Raw genomic sequence first — 13699 nt, 5'->3', positions numbered from 1 at the left:
GGCTCAGCCGCGTTCCAGGGGCAGACCTGCGTCACGCCAGGCCACGATGCCGCCGTCCAGGCTGGCGGCGTCATATCCCGCTCGATGGGCGCGGGCGGCGAACCGCAGCGACAACTCGCCCACCGGACAGACGAAGACCACCGGTCGCGACCGGGGGAACGGGATGCCGTGGGTGAACATCTCGTCGAGCTGGTCGTCGCGGATGTTCAGTGCGCCGGGCACGTGCCCGATGCGGAAGGCCATCGCGCCACGCGTGTCGACGATGGTCGGTCGGCCGGTCCGGTCCAGCTCGACGAGTTGCTCGGGCGACAGTCTGGGTGTGGCGTCCAGCTCGACAGCAGTCGGCGCCGCGTCCCCGCCCGCGCGGTCGAACAGATCGGGTCTGCGCTTCTTGATATACGACAGGTACGGCTCGAGCCGGTCGCAGACGATGAACACGGCGATGATCGGATCGCTCGGGTCGATCGCCGAATGGTCCGGTGCGCCGAGCGTGTCCAGCGCAGCGGCGTAGGCTGCGCCGCTGGTCGGCCCGGCAAGGACCCCATATCCGCTGGCGAGCCGTAGTGTCGCGTCCACCGCGTCGCCGGCCGCTACCGTGATGATCCGATCGTAGAAATCGGGTTGGAACAACCCGACATCCCACATCTCGCTTTCGGACCGAATACCGGGGATGAAGTCCGACCGCTCGGACACCACCGCGATGGTGCGCAGTTCGGGATTGTGCTTGCGTAGGTAAGTGGCGGTGCCTCGGGTGGATCCGGTGGTACCGAGCCCTCCGATCAGATAGTCGACCCTGGTGATGCCGTCGGCGGCGAGGTCGTCGTAGATCTCCCGGCCGGTACCGGAATAGTGCGCCTCCACATTCTTCTCGTTGGTGTACTGCGACAGATGGCGATAGACACCGGGCTGTTGTGCCATGGTCGTCTCGATGACCGAGTAGACATCGTTCGGCGTGGTCGGGTCGGGGCATTCGGACAGGCCCGGCAGTTCTACGATCTCGGTGCCGAACAGCTGTAGGAGATCGCGGACCTCGGCCACTTTGATCCGATTGGTGACCGCGCGCAGACCGATGCCGTATACCGCGCCGAGGATGCGCAACGCTTTGGCGGTGTTCCCGCTGGATGCCTCGATGAGGGTCTGTCGGCCCGCGCCGATGTCGGCCAGGTCGTCGCGGATCATGCCCCAGGCCACCCGGTCTTTGACCGAGCCGAACGGGTTGTGCGACTCCAGTTTCGCGTAGAGTTCGACGTTCGCCAGCCCGTGCACCGTGGGATCGAGGCGCAACAGGGGCGTGTTGCCGATGAGTTCGGTGATGTGTTCGTAGCGCATCAGGGAGTCTCGACGGATCGGACCGGCCGCGTGGGACGGTGGCCAAGGTGTGGAATCGCGCAGTGCGCATGGTCGAGGGCGGCGGGTGGTTCGTAGTCGGCGTCGCGGATGACCTGGAAGGCGCCGGCGTCGTAGGTGACGGCGAGTTTCCCCGGCGGTGGGTGCATCGAGGCCGATGCCGCGGACAGATCCATGTGGTAGGCGGCGGTGTTCGGGAAGACGATCGGATCGCCCGGCCGCGGCGGGGCGGGCAGCCATACCTTGTGATTGGTGATCAGGTCACGTTCCAGGCACAGCTGCCCCGCGAAATACACGCCGACCGGCTCGGATTCGGTACTGCCCTGCGCCGGATCCGACCCGGCGGACGCAGCCTGGCGCACCACGCGGGGCAGGACGATCGGATCAACCATGACCTCCTGGTCGGCAGGTGTCACCGAATCGCGGCTGAGGTCCACATTCACCAGCACACTGCCGTCGGAAGTCTGCTTGACGAACTCGACCGAGGCCACCGTGACGCCCGCGTGGTCGACCAGCGACTTCCCCGGCTCCAGCCACAGCTCGAGCAGATTGTCGCCGGCGACCTGTGCCACCGTGCGCCCGCCGTGCGCCTGCAGCGGCGCATCGAGCAGATCAGCGAGCATCGTGCTCGCCGGCACGGTGTTGGCGTACTTGTGGAACACCGGCGTACCGTGCACGGCGCTACCGGTGATGTGGTATCCGAAGGTGTTGCTGCCCCAGCTCATCGGCTCGCCGCGGCCGAGTAGCGACTCGCGCAGTGCGAGCACATAAGTGTCGAACTGCGCGGCGTCGGCGGTGAACACCTGGCGGAATCCACCGCCGATGTCGAGCACCGACGGTGCGAGCCCGCGATCGTAAGCCCGCTCGACCAATACCAGGCAGGCGTCGATCGCGCGGACCCGCTCACCGAGGTCACCGGAGTCGAGGTGGAAAGCGAAGCCGAGGAACTCGATGCGCTCGCGGTGTTCCGTCAGCAGGTCCAGCGCCTGCCGGGTGTGCGCGAGCGGCACGCCGAACCGACTCACCTGACCGGCGCCGAACCCGGCGACCCGAAGCAGCACAGGCACTGGTGAGTCCCCGGCCAGCTCGGCGGTCCGGCGCAGTTCCCATAGGTTGTCCACGTTGATGGTCGCCCCGTGGTCGATGAGGTCACGCAGGAAGGCTTCGCCTTTCGGCCCGGTCACCTCGATGCGCGGCGGGTCGAACCCCGCACCGGCGGCGCTGGCCAGCTCGTGCGCCGAGGCGACGTCGATGGCGATACCCGCCTGCTCGGCGGTCCGAACCAACGCGCGGGACTGATTGACTTTGTGCGCGTAGCAGATCCGGTGTCGTGGCGCGCGGCGGTCGAGCACGTCGCGCAGACTCGTGAGGTTCTCCGCGAACACTTGCGGGAACACCAGGTGTGCGGGGGAGCCGAACCGGGTGAGCGTCTGCGCCACGGCGTCCGGAGTGTCGAGGAAGGCGGAAACCAGCGGATGCAGCTTCGCCGGGAGCGCCGGGTACGGACCCGTCATACCGCGGTTTCCGACGGCTCTGTGGCGACTTGCCGTGCCGAGGTCTCCGGCTGCACAGCGACGGGGTTGTAGCCGCCGTCCCGGATCGCCTCGAACGCTCGTGCCCGGTTGCGCGGGCTACGGAATTCGGCGACCACCCGCTTGGTGATCAGGTCGATGTCGAGCACGCGGATGTTCATCGACGCGAGCACTCCGCCGATCGTGCGGACACAGTGCTGACAGGTCATGTCGGGCACGGAGAACACCTGATCCTCAGCGGTGGCGGCGCGGTCCGCGACCGCCCCGTCGAGCTCGGCGCTCACCTGGACGATCTCGCAGCGTTCGGTGATCTCGATGAATGTCGCGACGAACCGGTCGATTACAGCGGGCAGGATGCTGTAGTGTTCGCCGTTCATCTGGTGCGGCATCGCGGCGAGACAGGCGGGGCGGGTGCCCGCGGGCAGCAACGCGTACTGACGTGAGATCAGATCGAGATCGTCGTGGTACTTGGCGAGCGCGTCTGGGATCGAGAGCCCCTCGACGGTGGTGGCGCGGCACATCACAGTGTGCGCGTCGACGATGGTGGCGTCTTTCATCGCGCGCAGGGTCGCCACTGTCTCCGCCGAGTAGCGCACGGCGCCGTTGGGCTGGGCAACGAGCGTCACCGGGATCATGCCGCGCCGATAGGTGGACGCCTGCAACTCCCAGAACCAGCGCGTTGCCACCGCCGCGAACAGTCCGGAATCCTGTATTCCCTTGGCGAACTCGGCGGCATCGCGATACGGGGTCTGCCTGGCGAGCAGCGCGTGCTGCGCCAGCACGCGCCCGGCCGACTCGATGCCGACCCGCACGATGTCCAGCGGATCGTGATCGGTGGTAGTGCCGGCCAGCACCGCGCGATCGCTCGGGCGCAGCGCCGAAACACGTTCGAAGAAGGTGGGATTCGCGTCGATCGCGTGCCAGAGCGCTAGCACGGCTTCGCGCGTGGCGATCGGCACCAACGGCCCGAGCCCGTCGGCCCGGAAGTGTCCCGTGTTCGGGATGCCGTCGCTGTCGGTCCACGCGATCCGATGGGAGGCGCTGGTCACCTGGTCCGCGCGGCACGGCCGCATGAACCGCTCCAGATACAGACGCTGCGAGTAGGTGAGGTGGCTGCCCGACTCTGCGGGCAGTGCGGCGCAGGTGAATTCGAACCGGCGCGGCTGGGTAGGCGGCGGCAGCGGTGCGGTGAACAGCCCCGGCTGCGCCAGTCCCGCCAACACCTGGGACGCGGCCCGCCGGTCGTAGCGCGGGGTATCGATCGTCACGTGACCTCCTCGGCGATCTTGTTGACGCAAGTGGTGAATCGGTCGATCTCGTCGAGGGTGTTGTAGATGTGCGTACTCACCCGCACCGAGTCGGCCTCCTCGACTACCGCGGGGGTGCAATGCGCGCCGGTACGGACCAGGAATCCCAACTCGCTCAATACGAATCCCAGATCGGTGGTCGAGATTCCGTCAAGCGTGAAAGAGACGATCCCGTACCCGACGGCGCAGTCGGCGTGCGCCGGCCCGGGCAGGAAATTCAGCCCTCGGAGCGGTCGCAGGCCATCGATCAGGCGCAGCGTCAGGTTCCGGTTGTGTGCCGCGATCGCACTGATGTCGAGAGATTCCAGCACGTCCAGCGCGCTGCCGAGCGCGAGGATGCCGGGGATGTTGGGGGTGCCGCCCTCGAGTAGTTCGGGCATCGCCTCGGGAAACAGGCCGCCCATGCTCAGGCGCACCCCGGAGGCGCCGCCCGGCAGGAACGGGACCAGCCTGTCGTGCACGCGTCTGCGGCAGTAGAGGATTCCGGTTCCCGGCATGCCGAACATTTTGTGCGCGGCGAAGATCGCGAAGTCCGCACCGAGTTCGGTCACGTCGACCGGAAGATGCCCACCGCTCTGCGAGCAGTCGAAGCACAGCAGAATGGCGGGATCGATGTGCCCGCGCAATTCTTCCAGCGTGGTGCGGCCGCCGAAGACATGGTGTAGATGACTGGTCGTGATCAGCCTGGTCCGCGGAGTGATCTTGGCCAGGATATCGGCGGTGTCCGCCTCTCCCGTGCCGGTCACTCGGTAGGGAACCAGCGCGATACGGCGCCCGAAGCGCGCGAGCAATCCGCGCAGATGGTGCCACGGATACACATTCGACGCATGATCGGTCGCGTTGTAGAGGATTTCGTCACCATCGCCGAGGTCGGCCATGCCCCATGACAGTGCGACGGCATTGAGCCCGGCAGTGGCTCCGCTGGTGAAAACCACCTCGTCGGCGTGCTCGGCACCGATGAACGTCGCGGCGTGCTCCCGGACGTGGGCGATCCGCGCGGACAGTCCGGTCGCCCACGGGTAGGTACCGCGCCCCGCGTTGGCGGTCTGTGCGCTGTGATAGCGGTGGATGGTCTCGATGACCGGTAGCGGTTTCTGCGTGGTGGCGGCGCTGTCGAGGTAGACCTCGGTGGCATCGGTCAGCGCGGGGAACAGTTCGCGCACCGAACTGGGCACGAGTGCCGAAGGCCGTGTGACCTCTGCCCGTGTGACCTCTGCCCGTGTGACCTCTGCCCGCGGCACACGCGACCTCGGGGCGGGGAAGCCCAACGTGACGCTCCCTTCGCCGGATCCGCTGGACGTCACCCACGATACGCATTTTCGGTACGGACTTCGAAGTTTTGTCGTGGACAACGGCTTTCGAGCGCTAGCCTGGTGGTCATGCCACTGACCTCGGACGAGCGTCAAGAATTCTTCGCGCGGCCGCACATCGCGGCACTGTCGGTGTCGGCGGGAGCCGGACGTGGCCCGCTCGCTGTCCCGATCTGGTATCAGTACCGCCCCGGCGGCGAGGTATGGGTGCTCACCGGCCCGGAGTCGCAGAAGATGCGCCTTATCCGGGAAGCCGGTCGGTTCACTCTCATGGTGCAGCAGGTGGAGCCGACCGTCCGTTATGTGAGCGTGGAGGGCCCGGTCATCCGTGTCGCGTCGGCGACCGACGAGATGCACCGTGAGATGGTCGCGCGGTATCTGCCCGCGGAATCGGTCGACGCCTATCTGAAGGCCGCCGAGGCATACGGTGAGCAGGTAGCGGTCTACCTGCGGCCGGAGCACTGGCTCTCGGCCGATCTGGGCGACCTCAGCGAGTTCTAGTACCGGCCCTGCAGGTACTCGACGAGGTGTTGGCGCTCGGTTGCCAGCTCCGAGATCGCGCTTTTCACCACATCGCCGATGCTGACGATGCCGACCAGCCTCCCCTCGTGCACGACGGGCAGGTGCCGGATACGGTGTTCGGTCATGATGCGGCGCAGGCCGTCGACCGTATCGTCGAGCGCGCAGGTGCGTACATCGGACGTCATGATCTCCGAGACGGGGGTGTCCAGCAGGCCCGCGCCGCGGGCATACAGGTTGCGCACCACGTCGCGCTCGGAAACGATGCCCGCGATCGCGTTCCCGTCCGGGGAGACGACGACCGCGCCGATATTGCGCTCGGCCAGTGCGGCGAGCAGCGTGCGTACCGTTGTGTCGGTGGCGACGGTGGCAACGTCGCTACCCTTTCTACGCAGGATCTCCGAAATTCGCATATTTCACCATCCAGACGTCGCGACACTATCAGGATCGCAAGTTCGCCGTGCGGTGACCAGCACGAATCCGTTACGGCCACGGATCGGTCACGGGCCGGGCAGCCCGCACCGGCCGTGCGACGCTGCGGTCCAGGTCACGGGCGAGCAGTGCGATCGCAGCCTGCGAGATTCCCGCCGAGGTCGCCAGATCGAGGGAGGTCAGCTGGGTGATGCGGCGCAGCCGGTAGTCGACGGTATTGGGATGCACGTAGAGCTGGCGCGCGGTGAGTCGACGGTTCATATCGTTGCCGAGGTAGGCGCGCATGGTCTCGAACAGTTCGGGATGGGCGTCGAGCGGACCGAGAATGGTGGCGATCCGCCGGGTCGCCGGGCCGCCACGGGTGAGCTGATATTCGACGGCCAGGTCCGCCATCTGATAGAGACCGGGCGGTCGGCTACCGATCTGGACCAGATTGAGCAGCTCATGGGCCTGGTCGGCGGATTCGGGAATCCGGTCGGTGTCACTGGTCACGACGGTCGCGGTGAGCGGGACCTCCGCGGCCTCGGTCAAGAGATCGAGTGTCGCACCCCCGACGGTGGCTTCGGTGTCCGCGCCCAGCGGAATCAGCAGCGTGCCGCCCTTCGTGCTGAGCAGGGCCAGTGCGCGGGAGGCGAACACCGTGGCCAGCCCGGACTGCAGCCTGCGCAACGTGCGGCGTGCGGCAACATTCGTGTCGACCTGCGGGTCGCGCTCGTCCGGATGCTCCGGGATCGCGAGGGCGATCACCTGATAGGACCCCGCGATCGGGATGCCCGTCTGTCGTGCCAGCGCCGAAGTTCCCCGTCCGCTCAACAGTGCAGAGGCCAGTGTCTGCGCTGCCGTCTGGTGTTCCCGCGCGACCGAATACTGCTCGTCGACATAAGCTTCGGATACCGCTGCGGTGATCGCTTCCAGCAGCTCGAGCACGAGATCGGTGGCGATCAGCACCTCGTTGACGTCATCGGCCTCGGCGTGTGCGGTGACCAGACCGAACGCGATGCGTACTCCTTCGTGGTAGGCGCGCAGGATGGTGCTCAGCGGTACGCCCTCCCGAACCCACTGGGACGCCGATTCGCGCATCGCGCCGAGTTGCTCACCATCCGGAACGGCGCGCCGGTCCAACATCTCGGCGACGAGGCCGAGGCAGCCGCGGGCGAATTCGGTGATTTCTCCGCGCGAGTGCTCGCCGGGGAGTGTGCGGCAGGGGGCCAGGCAGGTCTCGAAGTATCCGAGCATGTGCGAGGCGACGTGATCGGTATTGCGTAGTGGCGCGGACGCCGGCTGTCCGCCGATTTCGAGTGCCGAGTCGGAATCTGTGGACAGATCCAGCGTGGAGAAGGTCATGCCGAGTTCGCTCCCATGCCACGTCGAGCGTGCGAGTGCTGCGCCCGAGTCGATCGGATCACTATACGAAAGGGTCGTGTATGTGGCGAGTGATCGGCGAGATCGATTGCGGGTCTGGCGCATTGTGCGATGACCCGCTCACGACGGGGACCCTTGCGGATGCGTCCGATGATGAAACTGCCCTCGGGCTGGGGCGAACAACTGTGTGCGCCAATCGATTCGGTGTGTTATTCGTCGTCCAAGCCGGCTGACAGATAGGCGGCGGCCGCCAGCCACTGCCTGCACTGCGGGCCGTGAACCTCATGGGCGTAGAGGATGTCCCGGGCCTGCCGGTAGGTGAGGCCGGGCGGCTCGACTCCGCAATCGGACATCGGGTATTCCGGCGGCGGGCATCGGCGCAGTAGTTCGGCGCCGGCTCCAGTGCCCTCGAGGACGGTAACCCGGCGGGGAGCTAGGAATGGTTGGCTCATTCGACTACCCCTCGCGTGTGCATGTGGTGGGGAGGCGATGTGATGGTGACGCCGGCGCGAACTCCCTGCGTACCTCCCCGATTTCGAGTATGAGTCTATGCCTCTGTCGCTTACAGATGCAAGTACATTTGCACGATCGGTCGGGAGAATCGGCGCGGCGGTCGCCGACTTCGGGTCGTGCGACCGTCGCTGTGCCGCTTGAGATTTGACGTCTAGGGGGGTTACGGCTTGCGGGCAACCGCGCCGTAGGCGGAGATCGGGCGGTTCTCGCCTATCTGGGTCTGGTCGGTGCGCCACTGGGTGATGGAGACGACGCCTGGGTCAACCAGCTCCAGCCCGTCGAAGACCGCTTCGATCTGGGCGCGAGGGCGCGGCACATAGGGTGTGCCGCCGGTGCCGGTGTAGTTCTCACACAGCGTGACGTAGTCCTTGCTGTCGTCGGTGCCGTCCCACATCACCAGGAAGCTGCCCGCCGGCACCGAATCCAGCACGGTCCGCACGATGCGCAACAAGTCGTCGTAGGTCTTGGCGTGGCCGAGCACACCCATGAACATGACGGCGATCGGCTGCGTGAAGTTCAAGACATTCTTGGCGTCGGAGATGATGCGTTCCGGATCGTGGTAATCGGCATCGATGTAGGTGGTAACACCCTCCGGGGTCGTGCTGGTCAGTAGTGCTCTGGCGTGGGTGAGCACCAACGGATCGTTGTCCACATAGACGATCTTGGCTTCGGGCGCGACGCTTTGCGCGACCTCGTGCGTGTTCTGCATAGTGGGCAGGCCGGTCCCGATGTCGAGGAACTGCCGGATGCCCTGCTCGCCGGCAAGATAGCGCACGGCACGGATGAGGAACTGGCGGGATTGCACTGCCATGGTGGTGATGTCGGGATCGACTTCGATCCCGGCGTCTCCGGCGACGCGATCGATTTCGTAGTAATCCTTGCCGCCCATCCAGTAGTTCCAGATCCGCGCGGAGTGCGGGATGTCGGTCCGGATCAAGGGGCTGTGGTCTTCGGGCATGGGTAGGGCTCCTCAGTGAAACGGGTCCATGACACGGCCGTGCGGGTGTCGCGCCGCGAGTGTCGCGAATGGCTGGTGCATCCGATGTGCACTGTGACAGTACAAGATTCGTGCGTCAGTGGCCGGAGAGATTGTCGAGCTGATCACGGGATTTCGGCGTCGACTCTATCGTGTTTCACACTCGCGATCGAGCGGTCCGGATCGCCGAACGCGCGAGGGCGAACTTCGTGCTATCGTCCGGGTGTGGGTGCAAATGCAAGAACGTTTGAGCGTGCATCTGCACGAACCGATTCGTCGAACTGCGGTAACCGAGGAGTGGGGAAGATGTCGGATACATCTGTCAACGAGATCATCGGAACTTGGCGCAAGAGTTCCTTCAGTAATCCGAGCGGCAACTGTGTCGAGGTCGCCGAAGCCGCCAATGGCCAGGTGGCAGTACGGAACTCGCGCAACCCGGAGGGTGGCGTGATCTTCTACACGCGCCCGGAGATCGATGCGTTCGTCCGCGGCGCGAAGGCCGGGGAGTTCGACTATTTGACTAGCTGAGCGGTAGCATTGGCGGTCGGTGCGGTGTGTTTCACGACAGGTGGTTGTGACACGCTGTGGGCAACCCCGGAGTATCGGAGACGAACTCGATGATCGCTGAACCCGATGACGATGGTCATGTGCAATCTGTTGTCGCGGAACGTGGTCCGACCGTGCTACGCATCGCACTGGGCGGCCAGTTGCGCAAGCTCAGGGAGAACAGAGGCATCACGCGCGAGGCGGCGGGTGATGCGATCCGGGGTTCACACGCCAAGATCAGTCGACTCGAGTTGGGCCGCACCGGTTTCAAGGAACGCGATATCCGTGACCTGCTGACCCTCTACGGGGTCCTCGACGCAAAGGAACGCGAATCGTTCCTCGAATTGGCCAGGCAGGCCAACGAGCCGGGCTGGTGGCATCGGTACAGCGACCTGCTGCCGCAGTGGTTCGGTACCTACCTCGGTTTGGAGCAGGCCGCCAACAAGATTCGCACCTACGAGGCGCATCTCGTCCCCGGACTGCTCCAAACACCCGAATACGCCAGGGCTGTGGTGGCCCTCGGATACGAGGACGCCGATACGGATCGGCGAGTTGCGGTGCGGCAACGCAGGCAGGAGATCTTGTTCCGATCGGATCCGCCGATCGTCTGGGCGGTGATCGATGAGGCCGCGTTGCATCGGCCCGTGGGTGGCGCGCAGGTGCACCGCGAACAGATGCAGCATCTGATCACACTCGCCAAGTTGCCGAACGTGACGATCCAGGTACTGCCCTATTCCGCCGGTGAGCATGCCGCGGCGGGCAGTTCGTTCAGCATTTTGCGTTTCGCCGAGCCGGAGCTGCCTGACATCGTCTACCTCGAGCACCTGACCAGCGCGCTGTATCTGGATCGGCGGCAGGACTTGGCGCTGTACTTGTCGGTAATGGACCGGCTCAGCGTCCAGGCCGAGCGTCCGGACAAGTCGATCGCGATCATCGACAAGTACGCTGCCGGACTCTGAGTTCGTCGATGGGCCCGATCCACCGGGGCTGTCGCTGAACAGGTGATGACACGAGGCAACTACGGCTCAATTGTCGGTCGCTACCTCGCGTTACAGCGGTTACTCGATTTCAGTCGATCAAACCCTGGTTCGGTGGTCGGTGGATACGTCCAGCGCCATATGGTGGCACGGCACCATACCGAAGGCGTCTTCGTGGCGCGGTGCTTGTGGGCATAGCGCCGGGCATCGAGCGCGAGGCGGAATTACAGCCTGATACAGCTGGAGGTGATCCGCCAGAATGTTGCGCGCTGTAAAGTGGTGAAATCCCAATCGTCGGCCATAGCGTGCACGGTGGTGACGATTCGCTCGATATCGAAATCATCCCGTGTCGCCGCACCGGTGGATTCGACCGCATCGATGACGTACGCCACGGCAGTTTCCCGCGAGAATGCGGTAGTGATTGGGCCGCTCCGGGCCGACGGTGTGCTCATTCCTCCACCGTTCGCCAGCTGATCAGTCGATGTGGCATCGGCTAATCCGAGCCGGCCACCAGTCAGTGATTGTTTCATTCGAATGCCCCTACTGTGTGGCAGTGGCGAGCAAGTGGTGACTTCGGCGTTCGGCTGGCCATGCGGCCTCCCCTGCTTGTCCCCAGTAAAGCGTTGCCGACTGAGTCTAGGTCGCTGTACCTTTCAGATGCAAGCACATCTGCACGATCGATTGCATGGTCGCGCTACGCTTTTGGCGTCTGTGAGTTTGCGGAGGCACTGCTCGCGCGCGTGCTTTCATTCCCGTCCGAATAACACGTCCGTGCTGTAATCGATCTGCGTACCTGGCTCCACGAATTGGTCCGCCGCGGCACGCCAGGCCAGGAAATGCTCGGTGAAGCGATGCGCTTCCGCTGCCTCGTCATCGGTATACAGCTGGTAGAGGAAGAACCGGTGTGGGTCGACCCGATCTGCGCAGATGTCGAAGCGCAGACATCCCGGCTCGGTCCGGACCGCGGCGTCCGCGCTCCGGGAGATGGCCGCGAGGAACTCCGCGCGCGAGCCGGGGCGGATCTTCATCGAGACGATACGACTGAACACGGTCGTTCTCCCATCGTGACGGTGGCGTCGAGCGGCCGGGGCTGCGGTGGTGTTCGCTTTCGTTCAATCGGACAGCTGCGCAATCGCCTGGCTAATCGGAGTGCTTCCGGAGACGAGCTCCACTGTCATGCCGAAAGTGTGTGCCGCGGGCAGCAGCGCGGTCAGAACGGCGGCCACATCGGCGCGGGGTACGTCGCCGCGGCCGACAGGGGGAGAGGCCAGCGTCACCAGTCCGGTGCCGGCCGTGTCGATCAGACGGCCCGGCCGCAGGATCGTCCAGTTCAGATTCCGTGCCCGCAGGTCGTTCTCGGCCTGGGTCTTCGCGTCGATGTAGGCCGTCCACACCTCGTCGCTGCCCGGCGCGGGCGGCTGGCCGGCGCCCATGGTGGAGATCTGCAGGAAACGCTGTGTGCCTCCCCGCTCGGCGGCCTCGGCCAACCGCACGGAACCACCCGAGTCCACGGTGTACTTGCGGGCCACGCCGCTGCCCTGTCCGGCCCCGGCCGCGAAGACCACAGCATCGGAGCCCTTTACGACGGCGACGAGGCCGTCGGTCTCGGTGTTCTCCAGGTCGAAGAGGATCGGTTCGGCGCCTGCTGCCTGTACGTCGGCGGCATGGTCGGGATTGCGGATGAGTGCGGCGACCTCGTCACCGGCAGAAGTGAGCGATCGGGCGAGCAGTAGTGCGATCTTCCCGTGTCCGCCTGCGATGACGACGCGCATGAGTCGGTCCTTCCGGTCGGGCGGTCGCCGTATTCAGCGTTCGGGACCACCGGGATTGCAGCGTGCTTCGACGGTGGCCTGGTAGCCGACCGCCGGACGCCAGGGTTCCAGATTCCAGCTGGACTTGGTCGGCTGCACCAGCCGTGCCCAGGCCCAATGGCAGATGAACTGGTCGTGCATGCCGGGGGCGTCGGCGTCCGCCGATTGTGCGAGTACCTCGCGCCAGGCGCGTTCGTCCGAGCTCGGGACGGTGGTCTGGCGCCCGGCGGAACTGGGAAACACGAGCAGCCTCGGTCCGTCGACCGCCTCGGTCCACGTGACGTGGTCGATCAGCGGCAGTCCCGCATAAGGGTCGACGGACGGCACGGCCTCCGACGGAGTGGACGCCAGGGACGTCGACGTACTGCGCGGTGGTGCGGTCGTGACCGGGCTGGCCGTTGTGTGGGTACCGGCGGAAGGCTGGTCGGAACCGCAAGCGACGCAGGGCACGGACAGTAGCGCGAGGGACAACCAAGCGGCGGCGCGGTGCCGTACGCCGTCCCGGTGCGGGTACCGCTGCGCCACTGTCGAACCTCCTGTGTTCTCCTCGGCACCGCTGTGTGCCCCTCGAGCCTAGCGAGCACGGGCGGCCTCGGCGAGGATCGGGGCATCGAGTGTGCCGGCTTCCGGTGCCGACTTCCGGAAGGGATGGTCGGTGGGCGGTTACTCACAGACCATGGCGCGGGATCGACAGCGGTCGGGCAGGAGCGTGAATTCGTCGTATTCAGTGCCAGAGCGATCGGCAGGGAATCCTGCGCAGGTCGGGACGCGCCAGGCGTCCACGCTGACGGACAGACCGGCATGCACGGCGGCGGCGGTGAATTCACAGGCCTCGGTCCGAGTGGCCGCGTACTCGAGAACGAGCGCATCGTGCGGGGTGGGCCCATCGAAGTAGACGCTGATCCGCTGTGTCGGGGCCTCGGTGTCCTAGACGAGTGATTCCTAATCGGTTCGGGGCGTGAGGGCTCGAGTTTTGGCATGGCGGAGGGTATCGACGTCGGTTTGTGAAGACAGACCTCGATACCCTCCTGACCGCACTGTACGTCCATGTCGATGACCACGTGGTG

At 65.6% G+C, this 13699-nt stretch carries 15 protein-coding genes; 3 read left to right on the top strand and 12 right to left on the bottom strand.

What is annotated here, in order from left to right; genetic code table 11:
• Window positions 1-3: 3 nt before the first annotated feature.
• From AB0B25_RS07395 to AB0B25_RS07380, 4 genes are read right to left on the bottom strand one after another with little or no spacing between them, the layout of a single operon-like run.
• A complete protein-coding gene (locus AB0B25_RS07395; protein WP_357176063.1) occupies window positions 4-1329 on the bottom strand; it encodes a pyridoxal-phosphate dependent enzyme in 1326 nt (441 codons plus the stop codon).
• The gene (locus AB0B25_RS07390) at window positions 1329-2861 is read right to left on the bottom strand and encodes an alanine racemase (protein ID WP_357176062.1); all 1533 of its coding nucleotides are present in this window, start codon (window positions 2859-2861) and stop codon (window positions 1329-1331) included. The genes AB0B25_RS07395 and AB0B25_RS07390 overlap by 1 nt, the downstream gene beginning before the upstream one ends.
• The gene (locus tag AB0B25_RS07385; RefSeq protein WP_357176060.1) at window positions 2858-4147 is read right to left on the bottom strand and encodes a heavy-metal-associated domain-containing protein; all 1290 of its coding nucleotides are present in this window, start codon (window positions 4145-4147) and stop codon (window positions 2858-2860) included. Before AB0B25_RS07385 ends, AB0B25_RS07390 begins: the two co-directional genes overlap by 4 nt.
• Window positions 4144-5361 (bottom strand): aminotransferase class V-fold PLP-dependent enzyme, encoded by a 1218-nt coding sequence (locus AB0B25_RS07380; protein ID WP_357176058.1) that lies wholly within the window; start codon window positions 5359-5361, stop codon window positions 4144-4146. Before AB0B25_RS07380 ends, AB0B25_RS07385 begins: the two co-directional genes overlap by 4 nt.
• A 204-nt stretch (window positions 5362-5565) precedes the next feature.
• Between AB0B25_RS07380 and AB0B25_RS07375 the strand changes: the two genes are divergently transcribed.
• The gene (locus AB0B25_RS07375) at window positions 5566-5997 is read left to right on the top strand and encodes a pyridoxamine 5'-phosphate oxidase family protein (protein ID WP_357176056.1); all 432 of its coding nucleotides are present in this window, start codon (window positions 5566-5568) and stop codon (window positions 5995-5997) included.
• Here AB0B25_RS07375 and AB0B25_RS07370 read toward each other — a convergent pair.
• The 4 genes from AB0B25_RS07370 to AB0B25_RS07355 form a co-directional block, all read right to left on the bottom strand.
• Window positions 5994-6428 (bottom strand): CBS domain-containing protein, encoded by a 435-nt coding sequence (locus AB0B25_RS07370; RefSeq protein WP_357176054.1) that lies wholly within the window; start codon window positions 6426-6428, stop codon window positions 5994-5996. The two genes, AB0B25_RS07375 and AB0B25_RS07370, sit on opposite strands and share 4 nt — an antisense overlap.
• 70 nt (window positions 6429-6498) lie before the next feature.
• Window positions 6499-7791 carry a helix-turn-helix domain-containing protein gene (locus tag AB0B25_RS07365; RefSeq protein WP_357176052.1) on the bottom strand — a complete coding sequence of 431 codons (1293 nt, stop codon included), beginning with the start codon at window positions 7789-7791 and terminating at the stop codon, window positions 6499-6501.
• Window positions 7792-8018: 227 nt separating this feature from the next.
• On the bottom strand, window positions 8019-8261 hold the full coding sequence (locus AB0B25_RS07360; RefSeq protein WP_357176050.1) for a hypothetical protein: 243 nt from the start codon (window positions 8259-8261) through the stop codon (window positions 8019-8021).
• A 221-nt stretch (window positions 8262-8482) separates the two neighbouring features.
• The gene (locus AB0B25_RS07355; protein ID WP_357176048.1) at window positions 8483-9280 is read right to left on the bottom strand and encodes an SAM-dependent methyltransferase; all 798 of its coding nucleotides are present in this window, start codon (window positions 9278-9280) and stop codon (window positions 8483-8485) included.
• 324 nt (window positions 9281-9604) lie between these two features.
• Between AB0B25_RS07355 and AB0B25_RS07350 the strand changes: the two genes are divergently transcribed.
• Both AB0B25_RS07350 and AB0B25_RS07345 read left to right on the top strand, forming a co-directional pair.
• Window positions 9605-9826 carry a DUF397 domain-containing protein gene (locus tag AB0B25_RS07350; RefSeq protein ID WP_357176046.1) on the top strand — a complete coding sequence of 74 codons (222 nt, stop codon included), beginning with the start codon at window positions 9605-9607 and terminating at the stop codon, window positions 9824-9826.
• A gap of 89 nt (window positions 9827-9915) precedes the next feature.
• Window positions 9916-10803 (top strand): helix-turn-helix transcriptional regulator, encoded by an 888-nt coding sequence (locus tag AB0B25_RS07345; RefSeq protein ID WP_357075686.1) that lies wholly within the window; start codon window positions 9916-9918, stop codon window positions 10801-10803.
• 242 nt (window positions 10804-11045) lie between these two features.
• On the opposite strand, the gene AB0B25_RS07340 is transcribed toward AB0B25_RS07345, so the two are convergent.
• The 4 genes from AB0B25_RS07340 to AB0B25_RS07325 form a co-directional block, all read right to left on the bottom strand.
• Window positions 11046-11213: a hypothetical protein gene (locus AB0B25_RS07340; RefSeq protein ID WP_357176045.1), complete on the bottom strand. Its 168-nt coding sequence runs from the start codon at window positions 11211-11213 to the stop codon at window positions 11046-11048.
• 354 nt (window positions 11214-11567) lie between these two features.
• Window positions 11568-11870, bottom strand: a complete 303-nt coding sequence (locus AB0B25_RS07335) for a putative quinol monooxygenase (protein ID WP_357176043.1) — start codon at window positions 11868-11870, stop codon at window positions 11568-11570.
• A 63-nt stretch (window positions 11871-11933) separates the two neighbouring features.
• The gene (locus AB0B25_RS07330; protein ID WP_357176041.1) at window positions 11934-12593 is read right to left on the bottom strand and encodes an SDR family oxidoreductase; all 660 of its coding nucleotides are present in this window, start codon (window positions 12591-12593) and stop codon (window positions 11934-11936) included.
• 33 nt (window positions 12594-12626) lie between these two features.
• On the bottom strand, window positions 12627-13157 hold the full coding sequence (locus AB0B25_RS07325) for a DUF2599 domain-containing protein (protein WP_357176039.1): 531 nt from the start codon (window positions 13155-13157) through the stop codon (window positions 12627-12629).
• Window positions 13158-13699 lie beyond the last annotated feature (542 nt).

Source organism: Nocardia sp. NPDC049190, assembly GCF_040648115.1.
GTDB lineage: Bacteria > Actinomycetota > Actinomycetes > Mycobacteriales > Mycobacteriaceae > Nocardia.
The sequence above is the reverse complement of the archived record's forward strand: the minus strand, read 5'-3'. Positions and strand labels throughout refer to the sequence as shown.

Excerpts from the sequence above, each read along its gene's own strand:
- AB0B25_RS07395 (WP_357176063.1), bottom strand. The coding sequence starts at position 1,329 with ATGCGCTACGAACACATCACCGAACTCATCGGCAACACGCCCCTGTTG.
- AB0B25_RS07390 (WP_357176062.1), bottom strand. The coding sequence starts at position 2,861 with ATGACGGGTCCGTACCCGGCGCTCCCGGCGAAGCTGCATCCGCTGGTT.
- AB0B25_RS07375 (WP_357176056.1), top strand. The coding sequence starts at position 5,566 with ATGCCACTGACCTCGGACGAGCGTCAAGAATTCTTCGCGCGGCCGCAC.
- AB0B25_RS07370 (WP_357176054.1), bottom strand. The coding sequence starts at position 6,428 with ATGCGAATTTCGGAGATCCTGCGTAGAAAGGGTAGCGACGTTGCCACC.
- AB0B25_RS07365 (WP_357176052.1), bottom strand. The coding sequence starts at position 7,791 with ATGACCTTCTCCACGCTGGATCTGTCCACAGATTCCGACTCGGCACTC.
- AB0B25_RS07360 (WP_357176050.1), bottom strand. The coding sequence starts at position 8,261 with ATGAGCCAACCATTCCTAGCTCCCCGCCGGGTTACCGTCCTCGAGGGC.
- AB0B25_RS07355 (WP_357176048.1), bottom strand. The coding sequence starts at position 9,280 with ATGCCCGAAGACCACAGCCCCTTGATCCGGACCGACATCCCGCACTCC.
- AB0B25_RS07350 (WP_357176046.1), top strand. The coding sequence starts at position 9,605 with ATGTCGGATACATCTGTCAACGAGATCATCGGAACTTGGCGCAAGAGT.
- AB0B25_RS07345 (WP_357075686.1), top strand. The coding sequence starts at position 9,916 with ATGATCGCTGAACCCGATGACGATGGTCATGTGCAATCTGTTGTCGCG.
- AB0B25_RS07330 (WP_357176041.1), bottom strand. The coding sequence starts at position 12,593 with ATGCGCGTCGTCATCGCAGGCGGACACGGGAAGATCGCACTACTGCTC.